Annotated in this window: 12 protein-coding genes; 10 read left to right on the forward strand and 2 right to left on the reverse strand. The window is 52.0% G+C overall.

Annotation, left to right across the window (positions count from 1 at the left end):
• The first annotated feature begins 11 nt into the window (after positions 1–11).
• The 6 genes from HBO23_RS03740 to HBO23_RS03765 all read left to right on the forward strand — a co-directional run bounded on the left by HBO23_RS03740 (position 12) and on the right by HBO23_RS03765 (position 5,161).
• Positions 12–893, forward strand: a complete 882-nt coding sequence (locus HBO23_RS03740) for a methyltransferase type 11 (protein WP_170036578.1) — start codon at positions 12–14, stop codon at positions 891–893.
• 16 nt (positions 894–909) lie between these two features.
• Positions 910–1,959 (forward strand): arsinothricin biosynthesis methyltransferase ArsM, encoded by a 1,050-nt coding sequence (gene arsM / locus HBO23_RS03745; protein WP_170036580.1) that lies wholly within the window; start codon positions 910–912, stop codon positions 1,957–1,959.
• A gap of 68 nt (positions 1,960–2,027) precedes the next feature.
• Entirely contained in the window at positions 2,028–2,738 is a 711-nt protein-coding gene (locus HBO23_RS03750; RefSeq protein WP_170036582.1) for an MIP/aquaporin family protein, read from the forward strand.
• 138 nt (positions 2,739–2,876) lie between these two features.
• Positions 2,877–3,422, forward strand: coding sequence for an arsinothricin resistance N-acetyltransferase ArsN1 family B (locus HBO23_RS03755; protein WP_170036584.1), 546 nt, complete (start codon positions 2,877–2,879; stop codon positions 3,420–3,422).
• A 68-nt stretch (positions 3,423–3,490) separates the two neighbouring features.
• Positions 3,491–3,937, forward strand: coding sequence for a hypothetical protein (locus tag HBO23_RS03760; RefSeq protein WP_170036586.1), 447 nt, complete (start codon positions 3,491–3,493; stop codon positions 3,935–3,937).
• 399 nt (positions 3,938–4,336) lie between these two features.
• Positions 4,337–5,161, forward strand: a complete 825-nt coding sequence (locus HBO23_RS03765; RefSeq protein ID WP_170036588.1) for a helix-turn-helix domain-containing protein — start codon at positions 4,337–4,339, stop codon at positions 5,159–5,161.
• Between the two features lie 9 nt (positions 5,162–5,170).
• Here HBO23_RS03765 and HBO23_RS03770 read toward each other — a convergent pair whose 3' ends face one another.
• A complete protein-coding gene (locus HBO23_RS03770) occupies positions 5,171–6,460 on the reverse strand; it encodes an ATP-binding domain-containing protein (RefSeq protein WP_170036590.1) in 1,290 nt (429 codons plus the stop codon).
• The gene (locus tag HBO23_RS03775) at positions 6,457–8,244 is read right to left on the reverse strand and encodes an AAA family ATPase (RefSeq protein WP_170036592.1); all 1,788 of its coding nucleotides are present in this window, start codon (positions 8,242–8,244) and stop codon (positions 6,457–6,459) included. Before HBO23_RS03775 ends, HBO23_RS03770 begins: the two co-directional genes overlap by 4 nt.
• A gap of 410 nt (positions 8,245–8,654) precedes the next feature.
• On the opposite strand from HBO23_RS03775, the gene HBO23_RS03780 reads away from it, so the two are divergent.
• The 4 genes from HBO23_RS03780 (at position 8,655) to dmeF (ending at position 13,044) form a co-directional block, all read left to right on the forward strand.
• Complete coding sequence (locus HBO23_RS03780; RefSeq protein ID WP_170036594.1) at positions 8,655–9,773, forward strand: nucleoid-associated protein; 1,119 nt, start codon at positions 8,655–8,657, stop codon at positions 9,771–9,773.
• A 2-nt stretch (positions 9,774–9,775) separates the two neighbouring features.
• Positions 9,776–10,996, forward strand: a complete 1,221-nt coding sequence (locus HBO23_RS03785) for a hypothetical protein (RefSeq protein WP_170036596.1) — start codon at positions 9,776–9,778, stop codon at positions 10,994–10,996.
• An 834-nt stretch (positions 10,997–11,830) separates the two neighbouring features.
• Positions 11,831–12,106, forward strand: a complete 276-nt coding sequence (locus HBO23_RS03790) for a metal/formaldehyde-sensitive transcriptional repressor (RefSeq protein WP_170036598.1) — start codon at positions 11,831–11,833, stop codon at positions 12,104–12,106.
• A gap of 20 nt (positions 12,107–12,126) precedes the next feature.
• On the forward strand, positions 12,127–13,044 hold the full coding sequence (gene dmeF, locus HBO23_RS03795) for a CDF family Co(II)/Ni(II) efflux transporter DmeF (RefSeq protein WP_170036600.1): 918 nt from the start codon (positions 12,127–12,129) through the stop codon (positions 13,042–13,044).
• The last annotated feature ends 392 nt before the right edge of the window (positions 13,045–13,436 follow it).

Consider the following 13,436-nt stretch of genomic DNA (forward strand, 5'->3'; position numbering starts at 1 on the left):
GGAGATAAAAGATGTCGTCACTTACTTTGTTGCAGGCAGCTCTCAGGCTGGCCAACCAAACTGATGGTCTCCAGGTGCCGGGCCATATTGCCTGGCGCGCGCATAACGAGGCATTGAACAGGTCGCTGAAGGATAGCAAAGACACTCTTTTCATCTGCTCCGAGAGCCGCAATGACGAACTCACAGCCCAGTTTGGGGAGGCTCAAGGCTTAGCGTTCAGTTCGAGTGCGAACGGAGCCGATCCCGCCGCGGCCGTGTTCGCGAACATTTACTGGGAAGGGTTCAATGCTGAGCCCGAATTTGGCCGAATCGCGCAATCGCTCTACGAGCGACTGCAACGTCATGGTCGACTGGTATTCCCGGCTATTCTGTCTGATGAGGAAGCCGTATCGCTCAGGGCCTTCACTGTTGAGGGGGTGGAGTGCAATAACGCGCTCACGGAGCCCGCTGTTGCCGAGCAACTCTGCGAGGCGGGTTTCCATGGCATCACCTATGAGCTCGCATCCGAGGTGCCCGTCTCCATTCAGGACGGCATTGAGTTCCGACTGTTCACCGTGAGCGCATACAAGGGTAAAGCCGGCGTGTGCCTCGACCAGGGGCATGCCGTTATCTACAAAGGTCCCTGGAAGCATACCGTCGACGACGACGGCCATACCTACCAGCGCGGCATCCGTACAGCGGTGTGCGAGAAGACCTTCAATCTGCTGATGTCCGCGCCTTACCAAGGCCAATTCATACCAGTGCGCTGCTATGTCGAGCCAGCCTTAGACAAGAGTGGCTTCTTCGACTGCAACACGCCTTCAATCCGGGATCCCAAGGTCACCAAAGGGCTTGTACCCATCGCAGGCTCTGCCGAGGAATCGTGCTGCGCTGATGGTACTTCGTGCTGCTAAACGGGAGATGTGACTAATGACTTCTGCAATTGAAAACACAATCATCGCCGACTACACCGAGGCGTTGAGCAACGGCAACGTTGTCCTTGAATCGCAGCTGACTGAGAGCTGCTGCAGCGACGCTTATGGCGCCCCATACCTGAAGAACATTCCAAAGCGAATCATCGAGGCCAACTTCGGGTGCGGTAACCCGACCAAGTATGTGCGCGAAGGTGATGTCGTTCTGGACTTGGGCTCAGGGGCCGGTCTGAATTGCTACGTCGCTGCCCAAATCGTCGGCAGTAACGGTGCTGTCTTTGGTATCGACATCAACCCAAGCATGTTGCAGATCGCTCGTGAAGAAGCGAAGGCGTTTCAGAAGGCAACGGATAGCGCACCTTTGCGTTTCTACAAGGCCTCCGCGAGCAACTTGAAAATCGATCAGGAGCTGGCCGAGGAACGCCTGCGTACAGAGCCTTGTGCTGATTGGGCATCGTGGAAAAACTTCGAGCAGTTCATCAGCGATAGCTCTCAGTCCAAGCCTCTTATCGACAGAGAGTCTGTCGATCTGGTGATCTCGAACTGTGTGATCAATCTGGTTGGTGAGACCGAAAAGCAGAATGTTTTTGCCGAAATTTTTCGGGTACTGAAACCAGGCGGACGCTTTGCAATTTCTGACAACGTTTCAGATATCGCCATTCCTGATGAGTTGAAGCGAGACACTAAGCTGTGGTCGGCCTGCTACTCAGGCGTGCTTCAAGAACAGGAGTTCTACCAGCAGCTTCAAGAAGTCGGTCTGACGGGAATAAAGATTGAGGCGAGGAACGACGCCTCAACCAAGCGAATAGGCTCAGTCCGGTTCTACTCCGTCACTGTTACTGGTACCAAGCCTGAAGTTCAGAGCGGGAAGTCTGTGACGGTGATCTACCGAGGGCCTGGGCTTGAACTCACCGGCGATAGCGGCAGGGTTTACAAGCGCGGGGTGCCTACGGAGCTGGCCGCAGGAGATGCCTACCTTTCCGCAGACGATGCGCTGTATGTCGTGGAAGGGAGTCAGCCCGTCAAGCCCAAGTCCTGCTGCTCGTAACAGCGTCTGCGGCTACGAGCCAGCTCAGTAGCCGCTACCCCTCAAATCTCTCCTCATAGGCCTATCCAATGAGTACTTCACGGAAGATCTTGGCTGAGTTTCTCGGTACAGCAGTTCTGCTGTGCACCGTAGTTGGTTCTGGAATCATGGGTCAGCGCCTGGCGAACGGTAACGATGCGCTAGCGCTTCTTGCCAATGCGCTGGCAACTGGCGCGAGCTTGTATGTACTGATCGTGTGCTTCTCCACTTTTTCCGGTGCGCACTTCAACCCGGTGGTCTCTGTAGTCGACTATTTGCGCGGAGGACTGAGCAGTAAGCAACTGGGCCCATACGTGGCGGCTCAAACAACGGGTGCAATCTTCGGGGTATTCGCTGCGCATTTCATGTTCGAGCTGCCTGTGGTCGAGTTCTCCCATCATGTTCGCACAGGGCCATCGCAATGGTTCAGTGAGTACGTGGCAACGTCGGGATTGGTGCTGACAATTCTGCTGTGCGATAAATATCACAAAGCAAAAGTGCCTCAGGTGGTTGCCGCGTATGTTATTGCAGCCTACTGGTTCACGTCCTCCACGAGCTTTGCTAATCCGGCGGTAACGATTGCTCGTGGGTTCACCGATACGTTCTCGGGGATACGGATATCAGACGCCGCGCCGTTCATAATCGCGCAGTTTTTCGGTGGGCTAACGGCGTTGTTCTTGGCGAAGGTTTTCGGTGGTAAAGAGGTCGTCGTGGATATCCCGCAGCCTGGTCTCCACGAGCAGAAGCTACCAATTCAGTGAACGGTGCTCTCTACGGTTCGTGGATGCGGTGAGCCCGTTTGAGGCAAAGTTCACGGTTCTATCGCGACATTCTCAAGGGCTGGGCCTAGGTGGTTCAGCCCTTCAAACGTGGTTCTTTAAGGGGCAGCAAGGAAAGACATGAATTATAAAGTGAGGGTAGCTACACCCGCTGATGCCTCTGACATCCAGGCTATCTATGCGCCGATGGTTTTGGACACGGTCATCTCGTTTGAGCTGACGCCACCGACTGTCGATGAGATGGCAGCACGAATAGCCGCAACACTGCCAACGTATCCCTATCTGGTAGCTGAGATGGACGGCAAGGTCGTTGGATACGCTTATGCCAGCCAGCATCGAGCCAGGGAAGCCTATCGTTGGTCGGTGGATGTCACCGTGTATGTCGACCCGTCAGTGCACCGAAAAGGGGTTGGTCGTGCCCTTTATCAGCAGCTTCTACCAGTCCTAGAGAAACAGGGGTTTCATGCAGCCTATGCCGGCATCGCCTTACCCAACGCGGGAAGCATAGGTATCCATGAAGCGCTCGGGTTTACCCACATCGGCACCTACCCCGAGGTTGGGTTCAAGCATGGCCAATGGCATAGCGTGGGTTATTGGCGCAAACCACTTTGTACGGTGGCGCCGCCAATAGAAATCATCCCGTTCAGTGAGATAAAGGAAGAGTAGAGGAACGAGGTGTGAGATGACCTAGCTGCTATTCGTCGCCATCTGTACCAGGCGATTCGCTGGGAACTATGCTGAAGGATGATTCTCATTCGAATCGGTTTTTTGATCGGCCGGAGGAACGAATGAATTTGGCAGGGTTTACCTCACTGCTTTCTGCAGGGGAGAAAACAAGCGGGTGCCAACTCGCCAACCCAGATGCAGTGGCCCTCGCCAATCTGCACTTTCCTTCCCGTGCCTACTGTCTTGTTGCTGATTGGGCAATATTGGACATCGAAGTTACAACGCGTCAGAGAAAAGCCATCACCGATAGAGGGTTAATCCCTGCTCTCGTTTACGCTTTGACCGTTATCGAAGATAGCAAAGGCCGCTTCCCACCTGGCGATTGGGTTCGAACAACGTTGGCGGTTTCTTTCACTCATGGGTGTTTGTTTGAGACGAAGAATACGATTTATGTATTGATGGGGTTCGGTCGAAGGCTTCGAACAGATCTCGATATAGCACTTAGCCTGTGTTGAACCGTTGCAACAGTGAGTGCTCATAAGTCAGCTGGTTTCACTGCAAACGTGCTCATTCGATAGGATGTGCTGGAGCGCATGGAAATTTAAAATTGAGTTCAAATTGATCAAAAAACAGGCAAAAACCCGCGTCTCAAGCCGACCTCAAATTAACTAATCAGTTTGCCTATATTTTCATATTTAACAGATAGTTATGTAAGATTTGATAGGCGCCTATATCTAGATAGCAACTGCGCTTGGCGTTAGCGTTTCTCCTGTAGCCATTTTTTTGAGGTTCCAGGCAATGAATTCCGTCCTGTTTGTGATTGATAAAGCGCTCTCGGCTGATCCGTTGAAGCTAGCGTTGTGCTGTATCTTGCTTCTGAGTGCTGGTTTGCTGATGCATGCGTGGAGGTCGAAATGAGCGAAGTCGAAATGGGTCGTCCTGTGTCTGAATGGGCCAAAATGCCTGTCGATTGGATACGTGCAGGCGAACTCGTCAACTTTGCGGATGAGTCCTATTCGGTAAAGTCGATGTGGTTGAAGGAGGATAAGTCCGCAAGAAACGCATGCATTTCCTCGCTCAAGCTTTACCTAGCGCTGTGCTGTCGAGCAGATTTCATAACTGGAAATGCGAGCGTGACTTATGAGGAGCTGATTCGGCTCACTGGCTTGTCTCGGCCAACTGTTGCGAAGGCGTTGACGCGACTAGAAGTAGAGGGGCTTATCCAGCGAAAAGCACAGGCCCTCAGGAAGGGGTCGAGCATCCTGATTTGCGGCTGGCTTGAAAGTAAAAGTTGGGCGAAAATCCCGAAACGCTGGCTCTACGATGGCTCGTTTGGCGCCAAGATTCTCATGCTCACTGAGTTCAACTTCAGCAGAGCGTCATTGTCGGCATTAAAGGTGTACATCGCCTTGCTTGCGTACAGGGACTCAAATCGAGGTGGCATCGCTATGCTGTCCTATGACCGGTTAGCGCTGATTACCGGTGTTAAGAGACACCACATCGCGGATGCCATTACGCGATTGTACGATCTGAGAATGATTTCATTCAGACAGGGTGACTTTTCAGAGGCATCTGATTTTTCTAGAACGAACCGCTATCTGGTTCGCGGACTCGGAGTTCGGTGGACTAAGGCAGACGAATTTGAGATACCTCAAAGCTCGATTCATAAAAATCGTCCTGGTGCTGCTGACATTGCGGCAGCTAATCTTTTTGTCTCAACCTCACCTAAAGTTACGTAGTGCTAGGAGCTAGTTCTCGTTTAAAGCTAACTCCTCTCGAACGGAGAAAGGAGGAAGTATCATTGCTCTCGGGAGTTGTACTAGTACCAGACACTGGTGCTTTGCTCTGGTAACGGCATTATAAAGTAGCCGTCTCTGCTGCTCGTCATTTCCACGAATTGCCGCAGGCCAAAGCACAATAACTAGATCAAATTCTCTGTTTTTTGCTCCATGAACGGTTAGCGCTCGAATACCTGGCCCATCTCGTGAGCTTAGACGTCGTTGGTTTGAAAATGAGTGCCGTATGGTGTCCTCCATTTCTTCGCGAAGGACATGCGTCCTTCCCTTAGTCCGACGCTGTTTCTCTAGCCAACGCACGAAGTCTTGAGCAATCGGTGCAGGTTTTTCCGCCATCAATGCGAAAGCTTCCGCCAATGTGGCTTGGTCCGGCAGAGCCAGATCGTCAACGAATGTGTCTGCAAGCTTGGTCTCTGACTCTTCCAGAATTATGTTGTAGGGGCCGTTTCCTCTGCCTGTTGTTCGGGTGGCGACCCATGTGAGGATGCCGTGGGCAAATTGCCCCATTGTTGGGGTGATAATCGCGACCCGATTCCCCCCTCTATTCCAACCAATGCCATTAGAAACGTATGAAGCGGCGAGAGCCGGTGTGGGTGTGTGGAAAATCTTAAAGAGCCCATTTGATGCTGGAGCCTGTGCTGATCGGATAGCACCGGCGGCGGCAAGGAGATTACGATCTGAGGTGCGCCTAGGCTGCTGAAGAAGTGCGTCGTGGCCAACAGCAGTTAACCAATCGCAGGCTGGATTAGGACGTAGCTCCTCGATGAGACATTGAAACTCATCTGCAGCAATTAGAAGGTCCACATGGGGAGCCATTGCCTGCACTATCCGCAGTCGGTTTGGCGTGAGATCTTGTGCTTCATCCACGACCACAATGGGATACGTCGCGGCGATCCAGCGGACAACGATATCGTGAGAAAGGAGATCAGCGGCGATCTGACACACCGCTTCATAATCATTGACTCTTGGATGCCCCATCTCTAATTGGGTTATTAGTGCTTGCCATCTACTGACGATTCTCCAAGCGAATCCATCGATTGTTGTGCACTCGTACTGCCGACGTAGAAGGTCGACATCGCCCAATCGGTCGTCCAAACGCCTCCGCGACCCATGCATAAAGGTCAACGCCAAAACTTTTTGAAACGCCTGTAGAGGCTGTCTTTCCAATCTCGCGGCTAGGTTTGCCATTAACTGATGAGTCTTTCCACAACCCGCCGCGCCGGAAAAAGATTGAATTGTCATGGTTGGAATACCCAGACACCCTCTGGGTCGGCGGCGAAATGGGCGCTAGCAGTTCCCGCGCACGCCATAGCCAAACAGCTGAACAACTCTGCTGCTCTGGCACGGCAGAGAGGTGAGTTAACTATCGCGTCTGCCACCGACTCGTAGCAGATCACGTCCACTTTTTTATTTTTTAAGTGGGTGACGATGTCGGACACAGTCGAGGGGGCAACCTCCGTCAACTCCGTAAGCCTCCCAACTACGTCGTCTTCATCCGCAGCCAAAATCCAGCCTATGGCGTCTTCGATCATTTCGTCGTCAGCCCACCGTATTACTGATGAGGGAGCAGTGGGCTCTGCCAGAAGGCTTGAGATATAGCGTTTACCGTCTCTGTCGCCGTCCACCAGGCAGCAGACCTTGTTATGAGTGGCTGACAGTAACTGGAACGTCTCGACCACTTTGGCATCCTCAGTGGGTACGACGCCGACCTCCAATCCAAACATAGATGGCATGCTCGTGGACCAACCCTCGGACAACATCAAAGGTCGTAGCACCGTTTTCAGTAACAGGAAATCAGCACGACCCTCAGGCACCAATACACACGGGTGCATTAAAGCCGACAGGACATCCACGCGACTTTGCTGAAAAAACTTCCTCTTCCAATTCTGAGCATTTGGTAGCAACGGCTCTGATAAAAAAGGGAGGGCCGAAAGATGACCGTCGACATTTCGCAGAATCAATACAGAGGTTGGATCTGATACCGCAGCGATCAATGGGGAATGCGTAGTAATGAAGGTTTGGGTCGAAAGTGCTTGCACTCGTTGTACCAGCTGCTGCTGACCTGCCGGGGGCAGATGAAGCTCGGGCTCCTCCAAGGCCATTAGAAATCCTTCACCTTCTGCTGCACGACCTCGACCTAGTTCCAGAAGTAGTAATAAACCTTGCAGAGACACCAAACCGCTGCCTTGTCTTGCGGCGGGTACGCCTAGTCCTCCGACGACAGCGAAATGTGCTGCGACAGAGTCTAGGAGTGATCGGCTATCAGTACTCGTCACCCGCAGTTGAACATGGGGTGCATTCGGTATGCATCTCGCTAACTCAGCGTTGACGTTCTGGATCAGTGGTGAAATTCGATCATCGTTCTCGATTGGGGCCTCCGGACGCCTAAGCCGATCACGCTCGGCTAAAATGGCTTCGGACGGTTGCGCTGCGGCTACTTGCAGCGTACGCCGGAAAAGCTCACTCCCCCATGTAAAAACCTTGTCCCAGGTACGGCTCGCTCGTACGAGATAAAACCCAATCTCTTTTATCAAGCGTGGAGGAACGCCAACGGGCGAGTCGTCGGCGAAGGGATCCATCGGGCTATCGTGATCGTGGAAGTAACGAACCATCTCGACCGAGAGTGAGTCGCGGTCGAAATAAGCTTGAGCGCCGATTTGGCAGCAAAGCTTCGATGCCTCCTCGGTGCGAACCGCGCTGATCGTACCGTTGGCTTCGTCCAGCCATTTAGGCACGCCTCTGCCGTCTCTAAACCAATCGGTATTCTGATAAGGGTCTTCGGAAGGAAAATCTGTGATTGTGGCTATAAGCTTTATTCGGTCGGCAGGCTGGGGATCTGAACCGTAAAAGTCATGTTCGGTGAGTTCCCTGATCATCCGCTCCCTTCCTAGAAGAAGCGTCAATGCCTCTATCACCGTAGTTTTTCCGGTGTTGTTAGCCCCGATCAGCACAGGATGGTCTTTAAAGTGAACGCTTCCTGCACGGATACCGCGGAAATTTTGGATATCCAAGATCGCTACTCTCATCACATTTCCTTTGGACTGAACGAGCGAATAGAGAAGATTTCCTTTCCGGCGGCAGAGCCATGTCGACCTCCGAAGTAGTCAATATAGGAGAGATTCGGAGTAGTCCTAATTTCAGTTGATGACCATTTTGGGGGGATCGTGCCTGAGTTGATTTCTCGGACGTAATGTTTGCCGGCACCACTTCAGCTCTGGAATGAGCTTGGGGGTTACCTCCTTATTCAGACAGGACGAACGGCATGGATAATTTTGCTGTATGTATGTACAGTTGTGTCGCAATCTCGGCTACGCTCAAGGGGTAGGCATGGATTCCCTTCCTCGCTTAAGTGTGTCGAGATAAGCCCTGAAGTTTGTTGGGTAAGGTGTTATTTTCAGTGATTCCATATTGATGCTATCGGAACGGAATTCGACCCATGATTACACTGAAAACCGCCATCATTCACAGTTTCAAAAAGCTGGCGAAAACGAGCTTTATCTCCGATGTGGTGAAAAAGGATGTGGTACTCAATACCGAAAACCCAGCATTACAATTTCTGGTGAATGGGATTCACGGTCTCATCGGCAAAGAAGGCAACAGTGTGGTCTACGGCCAGTTCGCCAATGATGAACGGCAAGGTCCATTTCCTGGACGTTTCACCGAGTTTGTAGCCGTACAGGATGATGAGGCCCAGTTCATCGATCTGACTCACTTGGCCATGGATCAACTGGTAGAGCAGGCGGGTACTCAGGTGCTGTCGACCGGCGGACATATTCTATGCGCCCAGTACTCCTCCGGAGCTTCCAATTTTTTCCTCGTCGCTAGCATGAAGGAGCGTGGTGGCATTCAGTTGGACGAAAACTATGTCCCAAAAGAGATTCAGGAAGTAGATCTGAACAAAGTTCAGCAAGCTGCTCGGATCAACTTGGGGAGCTTTGTCGCCATTCAGGCTATGGCTGCTGCCCCAACACCCGAAAGTGAGATGGCAGAGGAAGCCGACTCCACCTATCTATGTTTCATTAGTCGTGGCCGCGACAGTCAGGCGTCTGACTACTTCATCTCTGCATTGGGCTGTGCAAAAGGCGTGGCTTCGGGGCGTGCTACGAAAAATGCTATCGATAACGTAGCCAAGTTCTTTCGCGACAACAAATCTTTAAAAAGCTTCGGCTACAGGGCTAAAGAAGCGGTAATCAAATATCTAGAAGTGCAATTGGCAGCAGGCAAGTCAGCACGATTGGATTCCATTGTTCACGCCGCCGTCGCTCATGTTCCTGCTGACCTAGTTGATGAAATCGCAGGCCTGAAAGATTATTTGAACAGTGAAAAAAACAAGGTTCCTGACGACTTTACGGTCAACGCTAAAACGCTGAAGGAGAAGACTCGGATCAAAGGAGATGCTTCCAATTGGTCGTTGCAGTTCGAACGCGGAGCGCTTGGAAAGGATCCCGCCGCAGACGTCTATTACGATGAAGTTCGGAAGAAGTTGACCCTGTCCAACATGACGACCGAGCTGATTGATGTGGTCGAGAAAGAACTGCTGGCAAGGAACGGCTGAAAATGTTCTCTCATGTGGTAGCCCTCTACCGTGCCCTTGGAGCACCCACCATTGAAGACGGGGTCGTCAGTTACGAGGGAGCGCCAACGGCCGAAATCATTAGCGCATTACGAATGTGTGATGAGTTGCCGGCTGCCTATGGAAAGTTTGAGCATCTTTCTGACGAGGCAGACTTTCTTGAAATTGAATTTCGCTTGCCATCGAATGAGTCGGGCCATTTTTACAGCAGCCTGACCGAGTTTGTCGCGCGAAATGGTTCGTTGGGCAAGGGGCAATTTCCGAGCAATGTTTACATCACTGAGCTTCGCTGGGCAGACAGCGATGATATTGAACCCCCGGAGATTAAGTCTCTCAGGTGCGTCTGTCGGTTAATTGAGTTGCTTGCGCTACTAGCGATCGGCGTTGACAAAGACAGTAGCCCGGACGGCTATAACCTATTTTTTGCCTTACCACCTGATGGGGCGAAGCCTCCGAGAACATTTCTGCTGCCTACTCAGGTCGACGTCAAAGTGCTCGATTATGAACTTAACCACTTGAGCTTATTGGAAGAAATTCTCAATCGGAAAAATGAAAACAAGGCGCACCTCTCTGAACGAAAATTGATGATTCGGATGGCCGTCGCGAGCGTCATCGAGAAGTTCGAAAGCGAGCCGAATTTGCTTCTGGTGATCGTGCGGGAGTGGCGAGAGGTCTTGGCCACTTACCGCGCCAATCTCCAAACGTATGTCTATAGCTTCTCGTTTGAGCGGGTTCGTCGTGAAGTGGCCCAGGCTGAAATCGACTATGGCACCAAGCTGAGTGGAGTGCTGGGAGACATTGCCGGCAAGATGCTCGCCCTCCCGATATCGTTAGCCGGTTTGGTAGCACTGGAGAAAACCACCTCAAAGTTCGAAGGTTTTATCCTTGTCCTCGGCCTGGCTGTGGTCTCGGTGGTTCTGCTTGCGATCTTGCACAATCAAATGCTGCAGACGGAGCGCCTGCTTCATAGCTTCAATGTCATCTTCGATGATTTCAAAGACAAGATAAAAACCTACCCACCAAAGCTCCAACGCCTGCTTAGGATCACCATCGATCAGGTGGACAAACAGGGCCAAACACTGACCAGAACCTTTCGGCTGCTGAAGGGGCTGTCCTTGATACCAATTCTTGGAGCTTTAGTGTTGGCAACGATCAAGTACTGGGACGGCATTGTTTGGCTTTTGATGACTATTCGCGGTGTCTGAACCGATACGGTCTCGCATACCGGAATGCCTCTTTAGAGATCCATAATCTCCGCAAATCAGCATGAGCAGATGTTGCGTCATCATAGCCGAACTGCGTACCGCAGGACGGGCACATGCCAAACGAAGAGCAGCCAACCTCATCGTATGGAGGCTCTTCAAGCCCGGGGTATCCACAAACCGGACAAAGATATGAAACGTTGCTTGCAATCATCCAACCCCCAGATTTCTAGCCTCTAGCCCACGTTGTCGGCGTACCTGCTGATTTCCGGAATCTTATACGTAATCTGAGCAACTAATGTCTGACCTGGGCTGAGTTGGAAAAAACACTAGAGTGGAAGCCGCTAACAAGGGTTTTGACACACTCTGGGCCGCTTGCTGCCCCTCACGACAGGCAGAAATCGGCCAAAAGCCGTCATTGCGTGGACGCTGAGTGGCATACGGAAGCTTCTTGACTTGTTGAGGTTTCGAATCTCTCCTTCACCGCCAAATTACTAAAACGCAAACCCCTGATTTTCCTAGAGAAAGTCGGGGGTTTGTGGTTTTTGGCGCCCTAAAAAAGCCTTCATGGGACCACCATGGGACTGGCGCACTATGTTGGTGCAAATATGAAGCTTGGAGAATGCCCTTGATGGGCCATTTCGTTCGATCGGCAACTTAGTCCTTGAATTCGTCGTTCTACACCGAAACCTGCCTTCCAGGCCTGGTGCTCCCGCTTTCGCTCAGCATCTCTTTCCATCCCAGCATTTTAAGTTGATCTATTTTTCTCTGATTACCTTGTATAGGGGTAGGGGGTATGCCTATCCTGTGCAAAATATAGAGGCGGGGGAGTATGTGATGGGCCACTTGGCAGCAACCAAAGAAGAGCTTCTCAAGCGGGTAAAGCGTATCGCTGGGCAACTTCAAGCTGTTGAGCGTGCATTAGAGTCGGATCTCGATTGCGCCAAAACACTGCACCTCGTAGCTGCTACTCGTGGAGCAATGAATGGCTTGATGGAGGAAATCATTGAGGACCACGCTCGAGAGCATGTTGCTAACCCTTCGCTCAGTGAAGAAGAGCGCAAAAAAGGCGTCGAAGAGCTTCTTGAAGCCATTCGCCGTTACTCCAAGTAAAAGTATGCGGGTGAATATTCATGATTAGCGCCAATACCAGTCACGTACACGAACATGTGTTTCTAGGCTCATCGCATGACGAAAATACCAAGCGCACACTTTGGGTTGTGGCACTGACTGTGGTGATGATGGTGGGTGAGATTACTGCCGGCTATATAACTGGATCGATGGCCTTGTTGGCCGATGGTTTTCATATGGCGACTCACGCTGGCGCGTTGGGTATCGCGGCGGCGGCGTACGGATATGCAAAACGCCATGCATCGAGCCAGCGCTACAGTTTCGGAACCGGAAAGGTCGGAGATTTGGGCGGGTTCGCCTCGGCGCTGATTCTCGGTATGGTTTCCCTAATAATCGCCGTTGAGTCGGTCATGCGCCTTTTACAGCCAACTGAAGTTCAGTTCGGCACTGCTACGCTCATCGCGATCGCCGGTTTGATCGTCAACATTGTTAGTGCTCTGCTGCTGGGACACGGGCACAGTCATGGTCACGACCATGATGGTCATGACCATGTCCATCCTGGACACGACAACAACCTGAAGTCTGCCTACGTTCACGTAATCGCGGACGCGCTGACCTCTGTCCTAGCAATTGCTGCACTACTCGCTGGCCGATACCTAGGCTGGGTATGGCTGGATCCTGTTATGGGCATCGTCGGCGCAATTGTGATCGCACGATGGGCTTGGACGCTGATGGGGGTGACTTCTGCTGTACTGCTGGATAAAACGGACGAGCATGTAGCGGAAGAGATCCGGGAGCTGGTTGAGAGGCCAGGGGATGCAACCATCACAGACTTGCATGTCTGGCGCCTTGGACCAGAAGCGCATGCAGCTATCGTGAGTGTGATTGGTGAATCCACCGCGAGCGCTGAGAGTATTCGTGATCGGCTCAGACCAGTTCATGAAGTCAGTCATCTGACCGTTGAGTTCCGGCCCGCTTGATTCAGAACACTCCCACTATCGAACAGCGTTACCAATAACGCGCCCTATGTTCGAATCTCTCCTTCACCGCCAAATTTCTAAAACACAAACCCCTGATGTTCCTAGAGAAAGTCGGGGGTTTGTGGTTTTTGGCGTCCGAAAAATAGCCCCATGGGACCACCATGGGACATGGCGCCCTATGTTGGTGCAAAAAGAACATGTCGTTTTGGCCAACGTAGCGAGCACGGTTTTTCTCGATATGCAGAACATCACGGAAGCCATAGCTTGCCGCTATTACTGAGCGTGATAGGTCATATTTGGCTGATAACGCGGAGTTTGCTGCACAACCTTCTGTCGCCTTGGACACGCAGAATCCTCACCGGGCTAGTGAGTGGCATTGCTGACGCGCAACT

This window comes from Pseudomonas sp. WS 5532 (genome assembly GCF_012985445.1).
Taxonomy (GTDB): Bacteria; Pseudomonadota; Gammaproteobacteria; order Pseudomonadales; family Pseudomonadaceae; genus Aquipseudomonas; species Aquipseudomonas edaphica.